Source organism: Pseudomonas sp. SJZ077 (assembly GCF_007993905.1).
Classification (GTDB): Bacteria; Pseudomonadota; Gammaproteobacteria; order Pseudomonadales; family Pseudomonadaceae; genus Aquipseudomonas; species Aquipseudomonas mandelii.
The window spans coordinates 1-16,448 of sequence record NZ_VIUJ01000015.1; the positions used below are offsets into that span (position 1 = coordinate 1).

A 16,448-nucleotide genomic window follows, 5' to 3' on the forward strand; every position below is an offset into this window, starting at 1 on the left:
GATTCACAAAAAGCTGAGGTGCTTCTGAAGCATGAAGGGATTGCATTCGCGCTCCATACCTTACAAGGCGATGCAGCCAGCCAAATTGTGGCGTGTTCGCATTCCCTTGGATGTGACAGCATCATCCTAGGTTCGCATGGCAATGGTTTTTTGGCGGGGATTTTTCTGGGCTCTGTCGCGGCAAAGGTGATTCAGCTCTCGAATTTACCAATCACCTTAGTCAAATAAGAGATCGTGAATGGTTTGATTTCACGGCACCCATAACTGGATTGTCAAAGACAGTTGTTTTGGAAAGGTTTTGATTGAGCCTTGCCCTTTCGCCGACCATGAAGCACCTATGACGAGCGGGGTGTTGATATTTTTTGAATCAAATGCCTTCTCGACAATGACGTGATATCGATTAGCCTAAGATTGCTCCCCAACAGAAGACCCTCGGCGAATCCAATACTGTTTAGGGCCTTTGTGACAATGTTATCGCGTTGCCTGCATAATGGGCGGGGTCGCGTCGGCACCCGAAAGGGTGGTCGGCCCTCGTGGTCGGCACTCCAACCTTCGCGGCTTTGCCCACCACTCATTATAGTGATATCGCGCTCAATCAAGCAGAGGCATCATGCTTGGAAATGCTTAAAGCGCATTTGCTTACTCATGCCCCCCTAATGAAAATACCTGTGACTCGTTTAGAGTCAACGAGCCTATTGCTGTGTCATCAGCAGCTGTTCCATCATGAAGTCTCTATCTTTCACTCGTTCCGGCACGCACACAGTGGTCTTGCTCATGTGCAGTGTTTCGGCTGCCTTGGTGAAGCTGCCCGCTTCCACCACTCGAGCAAATGCCTGCATTGCATCAAAACGGTCCATTGCTGCCCCGGCTATCGATCAGATTGTTTGGATTTCACAAACAGTGATAGCTACGGTTGCTTGTTTATCGCCCAGGCACAAGTCCTTACAGTCTCGACATCGTTTGTTCCGGGTCTGATTAGACCCATTGATGGAGGCACCTATGACACAGCGTGATGTTGTTTTTCCACCCGGACGCCAGGCGCTTTATGAGCGCAATCGCTATTCGCCGGCTATCAAGTCCAATGGTTTCTTATTCGTGTCGGGACAAGTCGGCAGTAACGAAGACGGCTCGCCCGAACCCGATCTGGAGGCCCAGGTTCGACTCGCGTTCAACAATTTGAATGCAATCCTGGGCGCTGCCGGTTGTACCTTCGACGATGTGATTGACGTCACCGTCTTCATCGTCGATCCCGAATCAAAGTTCGAGACGATCTGGAAGGTTCTGCCAGAGTTCTGGGGTAACGCGCCGCACCCGACGCTGACCGGCGTCGGCGTCACGTGGCTCTACGGTTACCAGTTCGAGATCAAGGTGATCGCCAAACTTCCAGAAACCACGGGATGACCTTAGATCTGACGTATCGACAGCTCGCCCGTGGTTGCTTTACTGAAACGCAATTTTCGTCCCGATCCTGACAGTCAAACCTGCTCTTAGACCCCATTGTGTGTCCGGGGCTGAGCAGCCAATTGCGAGCGGGGCGTCAAGATGGCCAAGGCAACCGCCACGATGAAAAGCGCCGGCACGTCACCTGCCAAGTGCCCCATTTGCCCCGGCTGGGTGAGCGCCTGGACGGTCATGATTCCTCCGTGAACGGCGCTAGACCATACGGTGAACCAGATTAGGCTCAGATTGGCTAATGGGTCGCGTGCGGCCAGGATCAAGAACACCCCAAGTGTGGCGTAGAGGCCAACGATCATCATCGGGTAGTCCGAGTGACCGACGTGCCAGGCCCAGCCGGATGGCCAGAACAACATCAGTGGGTAGAGCGCAAGGCACGCGAGGCCAGCCAAAACTAGAACGACGCGCAAATACCTGAGGCGATCGACTACGGTCATGGCGGACTCCTCTTTGGGCCTAACTCTAAGTTGACCTCAAGTGGGGTGATAACACCTTCACGGGCTTGGTCGACTACATTCCTTGCTCTGTCATCTTGCCTGGCTAGACCGGGCATTGTGACTGTCGGGCGACCGCTGAAGGGGGTTATACACCATGGTCGGAAAGCCCCATCTGCTCAATCAGTTCCGGCAGTAGACCAAGCATAGCTACTCATTAGCTATCGCTTCGTTCACCGGCTGCTGTTGGCCGATAGTTGCCTGTCGCGAACAGCAGCAACCGACCCGATATAGCCGGTCACGTGTCTACGAAATCAAGGGCGATTCAAAAAGCCTTGCTCTAGAATGGCCCCAGATGAGCGTGGAACGCTTGTCTAGTATTCACTCAAAGGATGAACACGATGGGCCGCACCGACCATATCTACCAGATGGCTATCTATAACGATTGGATGAACGCAAAGGTTTATGAGGCGGCCAGAAGTCTGACAGATGAAGAGCTGTCAGTGGATAGGAAAGCATTCTTTGGTTCTATTCTCGGGACGTTGAATCACCTGGTGGCCGGGGACACTATCTGGCTAAAGCGATTTGCCAGGCACCCGGCGAATTACTTGGCTCTGGAGCCGATTCGACAGCTCCCGGCTCCTAAAAGCCTCGACCAGTTACAGCTCTCAAATATCCGAGAATTTTCGGCACATCGCGTTTGGCTCGATCAGGTGATTGTCGAGTGGTCTCGCTCGATTACAGAGGCGGATTTAGATTACACCCTCAATTACACAAGCATGAAAGGAACCCCCGCTGACAGGAGCTTTTATGGCTTGGTCATGCATTTCTTCAACCACCAGACTCATCACCGAGGCCAAGTTACTACTTTGCTGTCACAAGCGGGTGTCGACGTAGGCGATACTGATCTGGTCCTCCTCATTCCTTCCGAGTCGCGCACATAATCTAAAAACCAGCGCTAGACCGGGATTTTCATGTCATACCGGGCTGGTAAACCAGCGTGGCCATCTGCAACACTCCTTCTGCTTACACAGAATTTAGATGTGTTGCATCGACCGGTTGAATCCACAGCCGATTGCAGTCTGTCGGCAAGAGCAACTTCTGCCCCGAAACATCCATCAGCTTTTACCGCCGAGCCTGCCGAGCCTCCGACCGAACCACCATCCAGATGCCGACCCCGGACACTGCCATGCCTGACACCATCTGCCATGACAACGGTTCGTTGAACATGGCCCAGGCCCAAAGCATCGTGACGGGCGGGCTCAGGTACAAGACGCTGGCCACTCGTGTGGCTGTCGCCCGGCGCAGGCAGACCCAATAAAGCCCGTAGCCGCCTAACGTAGACAATCCCACCGTCCACAGTACGCTCAGCGCAAACCCCATGCCGGGTATCGGCGCCAGGCTACCTTGCGTGCCCTCGATCAGGGCGAATGCAAAACTCGACACGCAACATTGCAGCCACAGGTTGGGCAGCAGGTCCAGCGATTCAGAGGCGTGCAGATGCTTCTGCCAGAGTGTCGCGATGGCGAGCGAAAGCGTACCGAGCACCGGCAGGCCATACGCCCAGAGGGGCGCGCTACCCCAGGCCAGCGCGCCAAGCGTCACCACCACAACCCCAACCAGGCCGATGCCCAGCCCTGCCCAGACTTGCCAGGCCAGTTTTTGCCCCAGCACGCCAGCGGCCAGCAATGCGACCGCCATCGGCAGCAGGTTGGCGAACACCGCGGCAAGGCCCGCCGGTACGCCCAGGGCTATGCCTTGTATGACGCCGGCCAGATAGCCAGCCATGGCCAGAAGACCGATGCCGGCGTTTTTCAGCAACACGGCAGGGGAGGTTTGCCGCAATTGCCTGGCGACGAAAGGAAACAGGATCAGCGTGACCACGACGCAGCGCCAAAACACCACCAACAAGGGGGGGCGCATAGTCCATCGAGAATCGCGCGCCGACGAATCCGGAACTCCAGGTCAGAATCAAAGCCGCCTCGAGCAGCGGCAGCGGCATCTTCTGGCGCCAGTGGGGGATGACTTGCTGCTGACAGGAGATCGGTGTGGGCTGGTTCATTGCCACAGGCTACAAAATCGGCCTAATCTAATAAATCAAAATAAAGTGCAGCAGTCATTCACGAAGATTAAATCATGACGGCGATACTCGATATCGAGCTGGTACGCACATTTCATGCGGTGGCGCGGATTGGCAAATTCAGTGCGGCGGCCGAGCAGCTGCATAAAAGCCCGGCGGCGGTGAGCGTGCATATCCAGCGGCTTGAGGCAGTCGCCGGGGGGCGCTTGCTGAATCGCGATAATCAGTCCGTCTCCCTGACCGCACTGGGTAAGCGTTTGCTTTTGTCGACGACAGAACTGCTGAGCACCCATGACCGGGTGCTGGCCGACCTGCATGGAAACCACCTGGCAGGACGCATTACCCTGGGTGTCCCCGACGAATACGCCGCCCATGTCATCCGCGACATCCTGCCGACATTCGCCGCTGCCTGGCCCAACGTGGTGCTGGAGTTGAAGACAGCCCCCAGTGATTCGCTGCGTGACCAGGTCCAGCGTGGAAAGCTTCAGGCCGCGGTGATTGCCCAAGCCAGGGGGCAGCTGACCATGCAGGCGCAATTTCTCGTCGCCACCACGCCGATCTGGGTGGGGCCGGCAAACAAGTCGCTGGCCTCGATGGATCCGCTGCCACTGGCCGTGCATGCGGCGCAATGCCCTTATCGGCAAGCCATGGTGGCATCACTCAAACAAAGCGGCCGCCGGTGGCGCGTGGTGCTGGACAGTCCGTCCAACCAGGCCGTCAGCGCCTGCGTGGAGGCCGGGTTGGCGATCAGTCTGATAGACCGCGCCCGGGTGACGGAAAGTATGCAGATTCTCGACGGTTTGCCCGTCATACCGGAGCATGAGGTCGTGTTTGTCCGATCGCCGTCTTCAGATGGGGATGAAGCGGTGGATTTGCTCTCCCAAGCCATGCAGCAGCACTTTCGGCTCTAGTCCGCGAGCAAGGGAAACTGGCTCGATCGTCCCATGCTGAATGGCATTGCGAGCAAAGCTACACTACCGTGTAGGTGTAAGCCTTCGTGCCGCAGTCCTATTCTGGTTGAGAGGTGGGTTTCATGAACAACATCATCTACATCGTCGGGTTAGTGGTGGTCGTCGTGGTTATCCTGTCGTTCCTCGGCTTTGCATAGGTTTCAATGCCTGCACTCCGCCAACACCACTTGGCAGGTAGTCGGCGTGCCACCGGATCGGCCGGCATAGCGGATGCAATTATCCATGGATTTTTTACGCGCCATGCTCAAGGTGGAGCCCCAAGCCAGTCCACCCTCGCCAGCGGTGGGAAGCGCTTTTGCATAGCAGGCTGAGCCCACGCTTGAAGTTGCATAGCGAGCGGTGGACGCTTTGCCGGAACATCCCGCGATCAGCGCCAGGTTGATGGCGAGCAGGGAGGGTATGACCCATGACGAGCATTGGCGCGCTGTTCTATTGGCCATCCCGTTTCCCCTGTATCAAGAGGCGAGCCGCGTGGGGTTGTGCTTCATTGAGATTAGACGGTGTTGGACCTGACCCTCTATCGATTTCAACACTAGCGAGCTTCAGCGCAGGTCGCCTCGACATTCTGACAAAGCTCACCGACGCCCCGTCGTTGCTTGAGTTCGGCCTCACGCCAGACGCCGCTGAGCGGGCCGCCCGGCAACCCTTCATTGGCGCGCGCCAGCGGGAACAGCACCGGTACAAACCCGGCATCACGCACTAACCGGACGCCGATATCCCGGGCCTGGGCATCGTCGGCGAAAACAGGAATCGCCTTGTTTTTGCCGGAAAGGCCTTTCATTGAGGCGAAGCCAATGGCGTTGAACGCCCGCACTAGGTGCACGCCGGGCAGATACTGCTGATCCGCCAGGGCCACGCCCATGTCCAGCGCCTTGCGCCCGACATCTGCGTCACGGCCGCCGAATGGATTACTGGTGCTGAATATCACTTTGCCGTCCAGTTTGCCCTTCAACTGTTCGGACAGCGCCGGCATGGCGCCATAGGGAACACTCAACACGATTACATCGCCCCAGGCCGCGGCCTCGGTGACCGAGCCGGCCCGCGCGTTGGGGCCGGCCTCCTTGACCAGGTCCGCCAGCGACTCGGGGTGGCGTGATGAAAACATCACCGAGTGCCCGGCCTTTACCCAGAGCGTGCCAAGCGTACCGCCGACCTTGCCGGCGCCGATCACGCCGATCTTGAGGGTGTCTGCCATCGCCTGGCTGGTGTACAGAACCAGGCCGGCGAGCATCAGAGAGAAGATTCTGGACATGCACTGGGCTCCTCGGTTGGACAGCGGTCTTGGAATCACCGTAGTTGAGCTTGCGTATAAACGAAAGCTGCCGAGGGAGGCGGCGGACGAGCAGGGGTATTTGATGAGCGGCGTGAGAGCTGTTCAGCAAGGGAAGCTATTGTCTATGTGTTCGCCTCGCCAGTTGCCGTCCCACCAGCTCGTCCCTGAGGTGGCTGGCGAGGTGGACCCTCCTGGCCGATTGCTGCCTTTTGATTTCGCTTGTACTGGATGGGACAGCTGCTATGCCGACTCTCGCCAACTGCGAAGATGGTCTATTCACCCTCCAGGGTTGCGGCCACCCGCGCCACTTTCCACGACCCGCCTAGCTGGTCAGTGTAATGGCGACGTCCAGGGCAGAAATGGGCACATAAATCAGGGTGATCGTCGAATACATTTTGCGCGATTTGGCCCTGAATGCGCAGACCGGGAGAATAATCATGACGACATCCAGCGCCCCCCAAAGCGCCATCGGCGATACCTGAAAGAAGAGAACGTTCACGATGAGGCCGAGCACGAGGTAGGTCGAAAACGATAGAAGGGCGTAGCGCCCATCCTGTTCGAAGTAAACGCGAAGCCCGCTTTGCTCGTCCTCACTTCGACTGGGCAGCAGTAACGCGGCAGAGACAAAAAGCGAGAGTGCCAGGAGCACCAGCAATAAGAACTCGGCAAACGAAAAGGTCGCTTTGATCGTCGGCAACGCGTTGACCGCCCACCAAAAATCCAGCTGGGACGTGAAAAGCATGACCGCCCAGACCAGCGCCACCCAATCAGGCGCGGCGACGCGGCGGATGCGGAATACCGTCAACGCACCCATCAGCAGGCGAGTGACGGAGAGCCCCAATATCATCGCGAGTACCGTGGCCACGATGGGGAAGTTGCTCATGACACCTCCTTGTAAATTACGCGACCCACACGCAGGATCGATTCCGCTTTCGGGCAGGCCCTACCGACTGTGCGCCGCCGCCGCCAATTGATTGGTATCCACGCGGACAAAAACGGAATCGCCAACCGCCGTGAGTACGTCCCCGGCATAGACCTCGCAGATGACACGGGTTTTGCGTCCGACATCGCCTTCCACTCTCGCACGCAGGGTCAATGGCACACCCATCGGGGTCGGTTTGATGAACTTGATGCCAAGGTTGCCGGTGACGCAATTGATCCGGGGCAGGCTGGCGACTTCGCGGTTTTCCTCACGGTAGTGATAAGCCATCGCCGTCCAGTTGGAATGACAGTCCACCAGCATCGCGATCAACCCGCCGTACACCAACTCCGGCCAGCCGCAATACATGGGATCAGGCACGTGCTCGGCCATGACATGCACGCCGTCCGCATGCCAGAAGCTCTTGATGTGCAGCCCGTGCGGATTGCTGCTGCCGCAGCCGTAACAGACGCCGTCAGGCGCGGCGGTGTCTTGCAGGGAGTTGTCGAAACTGGCCATGACAGGCGCTTCCTCATACGAATGAACTCAACCGTCGGATTCTAACGCTGGTATCGGGGTGCGGTCACTTTGGTCATCCGTTAGCGCGCCCTGACAACTGCGGTGCTGTTGCGCAACGTCAACTTGAACGGCAACACCACATGCCGCTGTTCGATCGGTTTCTTCTCGATCAGCGCGATCAACATCTCGACGGCTTTCTGACCGAATGTTTCGGCGGGTTGCGAGATGGTCGTCAGCGGCGGGTCGCAGTACGCCGCGAAGGGGATGTCGTCGAAGCCCACCAATGAAATGTCCTCAGGAACGCGCAGGCCTTGTTGCTTGATGCGTTTCAACGCGCCGATGGCCATTTCATCGTTTTCGCAAAACAACGCCGTGGGACGGTCGGGCAATTCCAGCATCGCGGCGGCGCCGTCATGTCCGGCCTTCAGACTGAAATCGCCATGGCAGATCAGCGCGGCATCCGACGTGATACCGGCCTGTTGCAAGGCGTCCTGATAACCGGCCACGCGATCGCGGGTCAGCGGGCTGCTTTTCGGGCCTTTGATCAGGCCGATCCGGCGGTGGCCCAGTTCGATCAAATGTTCGGTCATGGCCTTGGCAGCCGCGCGGTTGTCGAGGCTGATGGTGGGATGACGGCCGCCCTGAATCACCTCGCAGGCATTGACGATCGGCGGTAAATCGGCGCTGGGGAAGGGCGCTTCAAAAGGGTCATAGGCGCGCAACTGGATCACGCCATCGGCCTGATGGGCGTAGACCAATTCGGCAAACTCCCGTTCCACTTCCTCGCGGCCCTGGGTGTCGCACAGCAACAGCCGATACCCGGCGAGCTGGGCGGCTTGCTGCGCGCCGCTGATCACCTTGGCGAAAAACGTGTTGGCGATGGTCGGCACCAGAATCACCAGGTTGCCGGTTCTGCGCGAGCGAAATTGCACCGCCATCTGGTTCGGTCGATAACCGGCTTTTTCCACCGCGGCGTTGACCTTGTCGCGCGTGTCGGGGAGCACGCGTTCAGGCGACTTCAGCGTCCTGGACACTGTGGCGACGGAGACGCCGGCCAGCCTGGCTACTTCGCGGATATTGGACAAGACCACCTCGTTATCGAACTGTGCAGGGGCGAGCTTAACGCAGGTAAGCCCACCCCTGACATTTTCCTGGAGATTCATCCGGGGTTTGACACCTCGTCAAACAGGGCCTAGATTTCCGTCACGATGTAACCGGTTACATCGGCTTTCGGGTGCATTCCTGAAAAGCCGCCGGAAACCGCCTCAAACAGAGAAACGTTGCGATGAGTGTTGCCGTGAAAAAAATAAGAATGGGTTTTGTCGGTGGTGGGGAGGGCGCCTTCATCGGTCAGGCCCACCGTCAGGCCGCCGGGCTCGATGGCCGTTTTGAGTTGGTGTGTGGCGCGTTCAGTCGCGACGCCCGCAACAATCAGGACACCGGCGCCGCGCTGGGATTGTGCGCTTCGCGTTGCTACAGCGACTGGCGGCAGATGCTGGAGGCCGAGCGCGCGCTGCCGGTCGATCAGCGCATGGAGCTGCTGATCATTGTCACCCCCAATCACCTGCACGCGCCGATTGCCAGCCAGGCGCTGAGTGCGGGATTTCATGTGTTCAGTGAGAAACCGGCGGCGTTGAATCTGGCCGAGTTGCTGCCGCTCAAGGCTGTGCTTGAACGCAGCGATCGCCTCTATGGCCTGGCCCACACGTACCTGGGCTATCCGATGGTCTGGCAGGCGCGGCAGATGGTTCGCGACGGGGTGATCGGCTCCGTGCGCAAGGTGATTGTCGAGTACCCCCAAGGCTGGCTGAGCGAGGATGTGGCGGGGCAGGGCAACAAGCAGGCCGGCTGGCGCGACCTGCCTGAGCAGTCCGGGTTGGGCGGCTGCATCGGCGATATCGGCACCCATGCCTTTTCATTGGCCGAATTCGTGGCGGACCAGCCCATCCAGCACCTGTGCGCGATGTTGAATACCCACGTTGACAGCCGGCAACTGGACGACGATGCCGCGATGCTGTTCAAGATGGCTGACGGCGCGAGTGGTGTGTTGATTGCCAGCCAGGTCTGCGCGGGTGAAGAGAACCCGTTGAAAATCCGCGTCTACGGCGACAAGGGCGGCCTGGAATGGCGCCAGGAAGAGCCGTCGAGCCTGATCCATCGTTCCCTTGATCAACCAATGCGCGTGCTGCGTTCCGGTGTCGGCCAACCCTGGTTGTGCGACGCCGCGACCCGGCGCATGCGTCTGCCGGCCGGACATCCCGAAGGCTATCTGGAAGCCATGGCCAACCTATACGGCGATTTCGCCACGGCGATTCGCAGCAACGTCGACGGCAACGTGGCCCCCGGCGTGCCGGGCATCGACGTAGGGCTGCGCGGCATGGCCTTCATCGAAACCGTGATTGCCAGTCATCGTGGCGACACGAAATGGACCGAACTGGTCTGCCCTCAATGAACCCGGAGCACTCGCCCGTGAACCCTACTTCTCAAGCAGGCCTGCGCGGCCCGGGGATCTTCCTCGCGCAGTTCATGTCCGCCGAAGCGCCCTTCGACACCCTGGCCAATATTGCCCAGTGGGCGGCGTCGCAAGGCTACAAGGCCATTCAGTTGCCGACCTTGGGCACGCAATACATCGACCTGGCGCGCGCCGCTGAAAGCCAGGAATACTGCGACGAATTGAAGGCAGTCTGCGCTAAAGCGGGCGTCGAGATCAGCGAGTTGTCGACGCACCTGCAAGGTCAACTGGTGGCGGTGCATCCGGCGTTCGACGCCCTGTTCGACGACTTTGCCCCGGCGCATCTACGCGGCCAGCCGCAAGCACGCACCGAATGGGCCATCGAGCAGTTGAAGCTCGCAGCCCGCGCCAGTCAGCGCTTGGGACTGAAGGCCCACGCAACCTTTTCCGGTGCGCTGCTGTGGCCGTATGTCTACCCCTGGCCGCAACGCCCAAGCGGATTGGTCGAACAGGGTTTTGCCGAACTGGCCAAGCGCTGGTTGCCGATTCTTGATTGCTTCGAGGAGGCCGGTGTCGACCTGTGCTACGAAATCCACCCCGGTGAAGACCTGCACGACGGCGCCTCGTTCGAACGTTTTCTGGAGGCAGTAGATCACCATCCACGCGCCGCGATTTTGTATGACCCCAGCCATCTGCTGCTCCAGCAAATGGACTACCTGGGCTTCATCGATCGCTACCACGCGCGCATCCGCATGTTCCACGTCAAAGACGCCGAGTTCCGGCCCGATGCGCGTTCGGGCGTCTACGGCGGTTACCAGGGCTGGGTTGAGCGGCCGGGGCGTTTCCGTTCCCTGGGCGATGGCCAGATCGACTTCAAATCGATCTTCAGCAAACTGACCCAATACGACTTCAGCGGTTGGGCCGTGCTTGAGTGGGAGTGTTGCCTCAAGGACTCCGCCCAGGGTGCCGCAGAAGGGGCGGCGTTCATCGAGCGGCACATGATCAGCAAGACGCAGAAGGCCTTCGACGATTTCGCCAGCGTGCAGTCGGACGCAGGTTTCAATCGACGATTGCTGGGGTTGCCCGAGGCCTGATCAAAAAGTTATTCGCTTCTCTCTCCAACAAGAAAAACAATAAGACGGTGACTGTTATGTCCACGATGACCGCGCGCCTGAGCGCCATGATGTTCCTGCAATTCTTTATCTGGGGCGGATGGTTCGTCACCCTCGGTACGTTCCTCGCCAGTGACCTGGGCGCCAGCGGCGGGCAGATCGGCATGGCGTTCTCTACCCAGTCCTGGGGCGCGATCATCGCGCCCTTTGTGATCGGCTTGATCGCCGACCGCTTCTTCAATGCCGAACGCATCCTTGCGGTGCTGCACCTGGTGGGCGCCGTGTTGCTGTATCAGCTGTATCGAGCGCCGGACTTCAGTACGTTTTACCCTTACGTGCTGGCGTACATGATGATCTACATGCCGACCCTGGCACTGGTGAATTCAGTGGCGTTCCGGCAGATGAGCGACCCGGCCCTCGAGTTCTCCCGCATCCGCGTGTGGGGCACCATCGGCTGGATCGTGGCCGGCGTGGTCATCAGCTTTGTGTTTGCCTGGGACTCTCAGGCCCTGATTTCGTCAGGCGGGCTGCGCAACACCTTTCTGATGTCGGCGATTGCGTCTCTGGTGCTCGGCCTCTACAGCTTCACCTTGCCGCGCACCGCGCCACTGAAACCTGAGGTGGGCCGCAGCGGCCTCAAGCAAATGCTCGGGCTGGATGCGTTGAGTTTGCTGAAGGACCGCAGTTACCTGGTGTTCTTCATCGCCTCCATTCTGATCTGCATTCCGTTGGCGTTTTATTACCAGAATGCCAATCCGTTTCTGGCGGAAATCGGCGTGACCAATCCGACGGCGAAAATGGCCATCGGGCAGGTTTCCGAAGTGCTGTTCATGCTGCTTCTGCCGCTGTTCATTCACCGCTTCGGAATCAAGATTGCGCTATTGGTGGGGATGTTGGCGTGGGCCTTGCGCTACTTGCTGTTCGCCTACGGTAACAATGGCGACCTGGCGTTCATGTTGTTTACCGGCATCGCCTTGCACGGTATCTGCTACGACTTCTTCTTCGTGTCCGGCCAGATCTACACCGACGCCAAAGCACCGGAGCGTTTCAGAAGCTCGGCCCAAGGGCTCATTACTTTGGCGACCTATGGCCTGGGCATGCTGATCGGCTTCTGGGTCGCAGGGCAGGTGACCGACCACTATGCGCTGACGGGCAGCCATGACTGGAAGAGCATCTGGTTGTTTCCGGCGGGGTTCGCCCTGGCGATCTTTTTCTGCTTTGCGCTGGCGTTCAAGGGGCGGCAGGCAGCGGTTGTTCAATCGACCGTCTGAACAACGCCTTGCCCGCTTTCGGCCACCAACAGCAACGACTGCGGCACCGGACTTTGCGGGTGCTGCGGCTCTTGCAGGACGGCCAGCCGAAAGCCGGCCATGTCCAGCGCATTCAGCCAGCTGGACAAGGTGCGGAAGTACCACGGCATGGGCTGCCACTGGCCCTTGAACCCGGCAAAGGTTTCTTCCCGCCAGCCATCCTGATAGTCGCCTGCCGCGACAGCCCACGGGTGCAGTGTCTGGATCACCAGTGCACCACCAGGGCGGAGCAGGGCGTTCATGGCGGCGAGCAGCGGAATGATGTCCTGGTGCAACAGGGCGAAGTTGGCGCAGATCAGGTCGTAGTCGCGGCCGATGTCCACCTTGGCCTCCACCAATTCTTCATAGCTCGACACATGCACCTGCGATGACCCCGACGCCCGCGCCGCGTCGACCAGCGTCGCATCGCCATCCACACCGACGGCCGTGATGCCCCGTTGAGCCAGCGCGCGCAGTAACCAGCCCTCGCCGCATCCGAGGTCGAGCACGCGCTCGGGTTGGCGGCCCAGCACGGCCAGCAGGATGGCCTGGTCGGTCACCGTGAGGCGGCTTTCGATGGCGCCGCTGCGGATGGCTGTGATCCAGGCGTGGGCGTTGTGGTGCCAGCTGTCGAGGAGGGTGGATTCGGAGGCGGGCATGTTGGCGTCTGGCGTGGTGGGTTGGTTAGAAGGATAGGACACGTATCAAGGAAGCGGGCTGGGTCACCCCAGCCCGCCAGGCAGGATCAGCTTTGGCAGAATCGAATGCGATTGCCGAAGGGGTCATGGACTTCCAACACTTGCCCCCAACCTTGCTGAACGATATCTGGCCGTCCGTATCCGTAGCGTTTGCCCTGTAATTCGTCGCGCAACAGTTCGATATTGTGCATAGGGACAAATATCGTCGATCCCGGGCTCGCATCGCCATGATGTTCGGAAAGATGGAGCTGCAGACCGTTTCGGCTGATGCCCAGGTACAGCGGCAGATCTGCTTCGAAGCGGTGCTCGAATTCGACGCTGAAGCCTAGAAAATCAAGGTAGAACTCGCGCGCCTTGGTTTCGTCAAACATCCGCAGTATCGGGATGGCTCTGTCGAAGGTAATGGCGGGTTGATCAGGTTCCTGGGGAAGCGTCGCAGACGCTGTGTTCCAGTCCTTGTAACCCAGTTGATGCGCGACCAGCTCAAGCGCGGTTGAGTGAGACGTCGCTTGATTGCGCCCCTCAAGCGAGGCACGCAGCCTCTTGGCCATCTGCTTGGCTTGTTCGATTGAAAACATCGTTCCTCCTGTAGCCAAGGCATTCTGGTGCTCGCGTTGCCAAACCTCGGCTCTCAAGAGATACGACAGGATTTGGGGGAGAAGAAATGCTTTCACCTTTCCCTTCGGGAGCGAGCGGCGGGCAGCATCGGCCCGGGACTGATGATACACAGCGGTCAATGAGTGCGGAAGTCAGGAGCAGGTGAACGAGAGAATGGGCTATTTATTCGACATGAGGCGAGGACTCTTTCGTGTTTGTCTGTCGTCAAAAAGCACAACACCGGCGCAAGGCCGGTGTTGTGTCAGCAGAGTGCAGCGCCACCCGATCGGGTGCCTTAGAAGCGGTATTTCGCCGAAGCCGTAATGCTACGCGGTGCACCGTATGTCAGGGCGCCGTAGGCATCGAAGATGTCGAAGTACTTCTCGTCGGTGACGTTGTTGGCATTTACCTGGCCCGAGAGGTTTTCGGTGAACTCGTAGCGAGCCATCAGGTTGACCAGGGCATAGGCATCCTGCTGGATTTTTTCGGAGTTGCCGGCCGGGTTGACGGCGTAGGTGTAGATCGAATCCTGCCAGTTAACCCCGCCGCCGATGGTCAGCTTGTTGAACGCCCCTGGCAGGCGGTAGGTGGTAAAGGTGCGCAGCAACTTGGTCGGGTACAGCGTGTTGACGTCGTCGCCGTTGGCATCTTCGGCCGTGAACTGGGTGTAACCCACCGATGCATTCCAGTCCGTTGCGAGCTCGCCAGAAACTTCCAGCTCGAAACCCTTGCTGGTCGCGCCTTCACTCGCCTCGTAGGCGAAGCCGCCGACCGGGTTTGAAGGATCGATCAGCGCGCCGGTGTTCTGGCCCAGGTTGTCTTGTTTGATCTGGAAAACCGCTGCGGAGGCGTTCAAGCGGCCACCGAAGTACTCACCCTTCAGGCCCAATTCAGTGCTCTCGCCAACGATCGGTTCCAATGTCTGGCCACTGCGGTCGCGTACCGATTGCGGCAGGAAAATTTCTGTGTAGCTGGCATAAGCCGAAAGGTTGTCGGTGAGGTCGTAGACAATACCTGCATAGGGTGTCAGCTCATGATCGACATCGATCTTGCTGACTTCCGAGAAGACGTCATCACTGGTCTTCTCGTACCAGCTTTCACGCGCGCCAAGGATCACTTTCAAATCGTCGGTCACGTTCAGGCGGGTTGCCGCGTACAGGCCCTTCTGGCGGGTCTCGCTGTAACCGTAGTCGGTCCTCGGGCCCCATACCGGTTCTGCGAAATTACCGTTGTAGGAATCGAAATCGGCGACACCGCCGAAGCCTGTTTGCGCGTCGAGTGAATCGGTGTCGAACTTCTGCTTGCTGTCCACATAGCCGAAGGCCAATTCGTGCTCGCGACCCAGGAACGAGAACGGGCCATTGAAGCGGATGCCGTAGTCGTCCTGGGTGGTCTCGGTCTTGTAGGTCGCCGGGAACGAAGACATCGCGGAGCTGCCGTTCCTGCCTGGATTGCCGGACAGGTACAGCAGGGAAGAGTCGCCGGTGCGTTCGCCACGGTTGTAGCTCAGATTGACTTGCCAGTCGTTGGCAAAGGTGTGATCAAGATTGACGAAGTAGGTCTCGTAGGTCGTGTCCCACTTGCTCCATTTGGCGGAGGTCGACTTCGAGCGGCTCCAGTTGGTGCGGCCGCCGTCTGCGTACCAGACTGGCAGGCCACCCCACATCGGCGAGTCGGCGTTGCTTTCTTGCCGGCTCAGGCCGAACCAGAGCGTGGTGTCGGGCGTCAGGTCGATATCCATCGTGCCGTAGAGGGTCTGGCGCTTGTTCGAGTTCATATCGATCCACGTGTCGCCCTCGTTGGTCTCCCCGACCAGCCGCGCGCGAACGGTGCCTTCCTCGTTCAGCGCCGTGGACACATCAGCCTCGACGCCGTAGGTGTCCCAGGTGCCGGCGCTCAGTTCTACAGAACCCTTCAGGTCTTTACTGTTGGCGCGCTTGCGCACCATGTTGATGGAGGCGGATGGATCGCCGGCACCGGTCATCAGACCGTTGGCGCCGCGTACTACTTCGACGCGGTCATACATGGCCAGGCTGCTGAAAATTTCCCCCGAACTCCATGGCTGCTCGTAGATGGTGGGCACGCCATCGATCATCAGCGAGTTGAGCTCAAACCCTCGGGCGTTGAACTGCGCCCGGCTGGTCTCGTAGCGGTTGACCGACACACCGGTGGCATTGTTGACCACGTCGAGGATCGTATGCAGGTCCTGGTCCTGTATGCGTTGCTGGGTGATGACGCTGACCGACTGCGGCGTCTCCCGCAGCGACATGCTCAACGGCGTGGCCGTGCGCGCAGCCTCCGTCGTGTAAGAGTTGGTGTCTTCGGTGACGGCACTGCGTTCGCGAATGGCCGTCTCAGTGATCGCGATAGGGGCCAAGGTCACAGAGCTTCCAGTCTCCGTCTGCTCAGTCTGTTCCGCCGCCTGCAAGGAGGGCGCAGTCATGGCGATACCGGCTGCCAGCATGTGCACTGCGAGCGCCAGGGGGCGTAGGGTCGAAGGCATGCGCGGCGTCACGGAGGTTTGTGTACACAGGGAGATGGGGGCGGTCATGCGAACACTCATTTGATTTTGCTGTTATTGAGAATCAGTATCATACGCAATGGAAATTGATTCTGGAATAGGATTTATACTCATTTGAGATGGTTTAT

The 16,448-nt window shown here is 59.0% G+C and carries 16 protein-coding genes and 2 pseudogenes; 7 read left to right on the top strand and 11 right to left on the bottom strand.

Annotation, left to right across the window (positions count from 1 at the left end; genetic code table 11):
• Positions 1–228 (top strand): universal stress protein (locus tag FBY01_RS21050; RefSeq protein WP_145309528.1); only part of this gene is annotated, 228 nt, incomplete at its 5' end.
• A gap of 530 nt (positions 229–758) precedes the next feature.
• On the opposite strand, the pseudogene FBY01_RS21055 reads toward FBY01_RS21050, so the two are convergent.
• Positions 759–857 (bottom strand): annotated as a pseudogene (locus FBY01_RS21055) (LysR family transcriptional regulator); the annotation flags it as partial.
• Between the two features lie 142 nt (positions 858–999).
• Between FBY01_RS21055 and FBY01_RS21060 the strand changes: the two are divergent.
• Positions 1,000–1,401, top strand: coding sequence for a RidA family protein (locus tag FBY01_RS21060; RefSeq protein ID WP_010459176.1), 402 nt, complete (start codon positions 1,000–1,002; stop codon positions 1,399–1,401).
• An 86-nt stretch (positions 1,402–1,487) separates the two neighbouring features.
• On the opposite strand, the gene FBY01_RS21065 is transcribed toward FBY01_RS21060, so the two are convergent.
• Positions 1,488–1,892: a DUF6632 domain-containing protein gene (locus tag FBY01_RS21065; protein ID WP_145309526.1), complete on the bottom strand. Its 405-nt coding sequence runs from the start codon at positions 1,890–1,892 to the stop codon at positions 1,488–1,490.
• A gap of 398 nt (positions 1,893–2,290) precedes the next feature.
• Here FBY01_RS21065 and FBY01_RS21070 point away from each other — a divergent pair, with 398 nt between their 5' ends.
• Positions 2,291–2,833: a DinB family protein gene (locus FBY01_RS21070; RefSeq protein WP_145309525.1), complete on the top strand. Its 543-nt coding sequence runs from the start codon at positions 2,291–2,293 to the stop codon at positions 2,831–2,833.
• 181 nt (positions 2,834–3,014) lie between these two features.
• On the opposite strand, the pseudogene FBY01_RS21075 reads toward FBY01_RS21070, so the two are convergent.
• A pseudogene (locus FBY01_RS21075) lies at positions 3,015–3,891 on the bottom strand (DMT family transporter).
• 134 nt (positions 3,892–4,025) lie between these two features.
• Here FBY01_RS21075 and FBY01_RS21080 point away from each other — a divergent pair.
• Complete coding sequence (locus FBY01_RS21080) at positions 4,026–4,880, top strand: LysR family transcriptional regulator (protein WP_145309523.1); 855 nt, start codon at positions 4,026–4,028, stop codon at positions 4,878–4,880.
• 200 nt (positions 4,881–5,080) lie between these two features.
• On the opposite strand, the gene FBY01_RS31925 is transcribed toward FBY01_RS21080, so the two are convergent.
• From FBY01_RS31925 to FBY01_RS21110, 5 genes are all read right to left on the bottom strand, one after another.
• Complete coding sequence (locus FBY01_RS31925; protein ID WP_077750366.1) at positions 5,081–5,380, bottom strand: hypothetical protein; 300 nt, start codon at positions 5,378–5,380, stop codon at positions 5,081–5,083.
• A gap of 92 nt (positions 5,381–5,472) precedes the next feature.
• Complete coding sequence (locus FBY01_RS21090) at positions 5,473–6,192, bottom strand: NADPH-dependent F420 reductase (protein ID WP_145309521.1); 720 nt, start codon at positions 6,190–6,192, stop codon at positions 5,473–5,475.
• Between the two features lie 343 nt (positions 6,193–6,535).
• Positions 6,536–7,096 carry a hypothetical protein gene (locus tag FBY01_RS21100; protein WP_145309519.1) on the bottom strand — a complete coding sequence of 187 codons (561 nt, stop codon included), beginning with the start codon at positions 7,094–7,096 and terminating at the stop codon, positions 6,536–6,538.
• A 60-nt stretch (positions 7,097–7,156) separates the two neighbouring features.
• Positions 7,157–7,651 (bottom strand): PaaI family thioesterase, encoded by a 495-nt coding sequence (locus tag FBY01_RS21105; RefSeq protein ID WP_145309517.1) that lies wholly within the window; start codon positions 7,649–7,651, stop codon positions 7,157–7,159.
• An 80-nt stretch (positions 7,652–7,731) separates the two neighbouring features.
• The gene (locus FBY01_RS21110; protein WP_077750370.1) at positions 7,732–8,736 is read right to left on the bottom strand and encodes a LacI family DNA-binding transcriptional regulator; all 1,005 of its coding nucleotides are present in this window, start codon (positions 8,734–8,736) and stop codon (positions 7,732–7,734) included.
• A gap of 227 nt (positions 8,737–8,963) precedes the next feature.
• Here FBY01_RS21110 and FBY01_RS21115 point away from each other — a divergent pair, with 227 nt between their 5' ends.
• Genes FBY01_RS21115 through FBY01_RS21125 form a run of 3 tightly spaced genes read left to right on the top strand, consistent with a single transcriptional unit; the run spans position 8,964 to position 12,486 of the window.
• A complete protein-coding gene (locus FBY01_RS21115) occupies positions 8,964–10,103 on the top strand; it encodes a Gfo/Idh/MocA family protein (RefSeq protein WP_178113285.1) in 1,140 nt (379 codons plus the stop codon).
• Positions 10,100–11,197: a sugar phosphate isomerase/epimerase gene (locus FBY01_RS21120; protein ID WP_077750372.1), complete on the top strand. Its 1,098-nt coding sequence runs from the start codon at positions 10,100–10,102 to the stop codon at positions 11,195–11,197. Before FBY01_RS21115 ends, FBY01_RS21120 begins: the two co-directional genes overlap by 4 nt.
• A 56-nt stretch (positions 11,198–11,253) precedes the next feature.
• The gene (locus tag FBY01_RS21125; RefSeq protein WP_145309513.1) at positions 11,254–12,486 is read left to right on the top strand and encodes a nucleoside permease; all 1,233 of its coding nucleotides are present in this window, start codon (positions 11,254–11,256) and stop codon (positions 12,484–12,486) included.
• On the opposite strand, the gene FBY01_RS21130 is transcribed toward FBY01_RS21125, so the two are convergent.
• From FBY01_RS21130 to FBY01_RS21140, 3 genes are all read right to left on the bottom strand, one after another.
• Positions 12,471–13,163: a bifunctional 2-polyprenyl-6-hydroxyphenol methylase/3-demethylubiquinol 3-O-methyltransferase UbiG gene (locus FBY01_RS21130; protein WP_145309538.1), complete on the bottom strand. Its 693-nt coding sequence runs from the start codon at positions 13,161–13,163 to the stop codon at positions 12,471–12,473. The genes FBY01_RS21125 and FBY01_RS21130 overlap by 16 nt on opposite strands.
• A gap of 86 nt (positions 13,164–13,249) precedes the next feature.
• On the bottom strand, positions 13,250–13,780 hold the full coding sequence (locus FBY01_RS21135) for a glyoxalase superfamily protein (RefSeq protein WP_010459205.1): 531 nt from the start codon (positions 13,778–13,780) through the stop codon (positions 13,250–13,252).
• 314 nt (positions 13,781–14,094) lie between these two features.
• Complete coding sequence (locus FBY01_RS21140; protein WP_145309511.1) at positions 14,095–16,350, bottom strand: TonB-dependent siderophore receptor; 2,256 nt, start codon at positions 16,348–16,350, stop codon at positions 14,095–14,097.
• Between the last annotated feature and the right edge of the window lie 98 nt (positions 16,351–16,448).

Excerpts from the sequence above, each read along its gene's own strand:
- FBY01_RS21090 (WP_145309521.1), bottom strand. The coding sequence starts at position 6,192 with ATGTCCAGAATCTTCTCTCTGATGCTCGCCGGCCTGGTTCTGTACACC.
- FBY01_RS21070 (WP_145309525.1), top strand. The coding sequence starts at position 2,291 with ATGGGCCGCACCGACCATATCTACCAGATGGCTATCTATAACGATTGG.
- FBY01_RS21100 (WP_145309519.1), bottom strand. The coding sequence starts at position 7,096 with ATGAGCAACTTCCCCATCGTGGCCACGGTACTCGCGATGATATTGGGG.
- FBY01_RS21130 (WP_145309538.1), bottom strand. The coding sequence starts at position 13,163 with ATGCCCGCCTCCGAATCCACCCTCCTCGACAGCTGGCACCACAACGCC.
- FBY01_RS31925 (WP_077750366.1), bottom strand. The coding sequence starts at position 5,380 with ATGGCCAATAGAACAGCGCGCCAATGCTCGTCATGGGTCATACCCTCC.
- FBY01_RS21135 (WP_010459205.1), bottom strand. The coding sequence starts at position 13,780 with ATGTTTTCAATCGAACAAGCCAAGCAGATGGCCAAGAGGCTGCGTGCC.
- FBY01_RS21080 (WP_145309523.1), top strand. The coding sequence starts at position 4,026 with ATGACGGCGATACTCGATATCGAGCTGGTACGCACATTTCATGCGGTG.
- FBY01_RS21125 (WP_145309513.1), top strand. The coding sequence starts at position 11,254 with ATGTCCACGATGACCGCGCGCCTGAGCGCCATGATGTTCCTGCAATTC.
- FBY01_RS21065 (WP_145309526.1), bottom strand. The coding sequence starts at position 1,892 with ATGACCGTAGTCGATCGCCTCAGGTATTTGCGCGTCGTTCTAGTTTTG.
- FBY01_RS21105 (WP_145309517.1), bottom strand. The coding sequence starts at position 7,651 with ATGGCCAGTTTCGACAACTCCCTGCAAGACACCGCCGCGCCTGACGGC.
- FBY01_RS21115 (WP_178113285.1), top strand. The coding sequence starts at position 8,964 with ATGGGTTTTGTCGGTGGTGGGGAGGGCGCCTTCATCGGTCAGGCCCAC.
- FBY01_RS21120 (WP_077750372.1), top strand. The coding sequence starts at position 10,100 with ATGAACCCGGAGCACTCGCCCGTGAACCCTACTTCTCAAGCAGGCCTG.
- FBY01_RS21140 (WP_145309511.1), bottom strand. The coding sequence starts at position 16,350 with ATGACCGCCCCCATCTCCCTGTGTACACAAACCTCCGTGACGCCGCGC.
- FBY01_RS21060 (WP_010459176.1), top strand. The coding sequence starts at position 1,000 with ATGACACAGCGTGATGTTGTTTTTCCACCCGGACGCCAGGCGCTTTAT.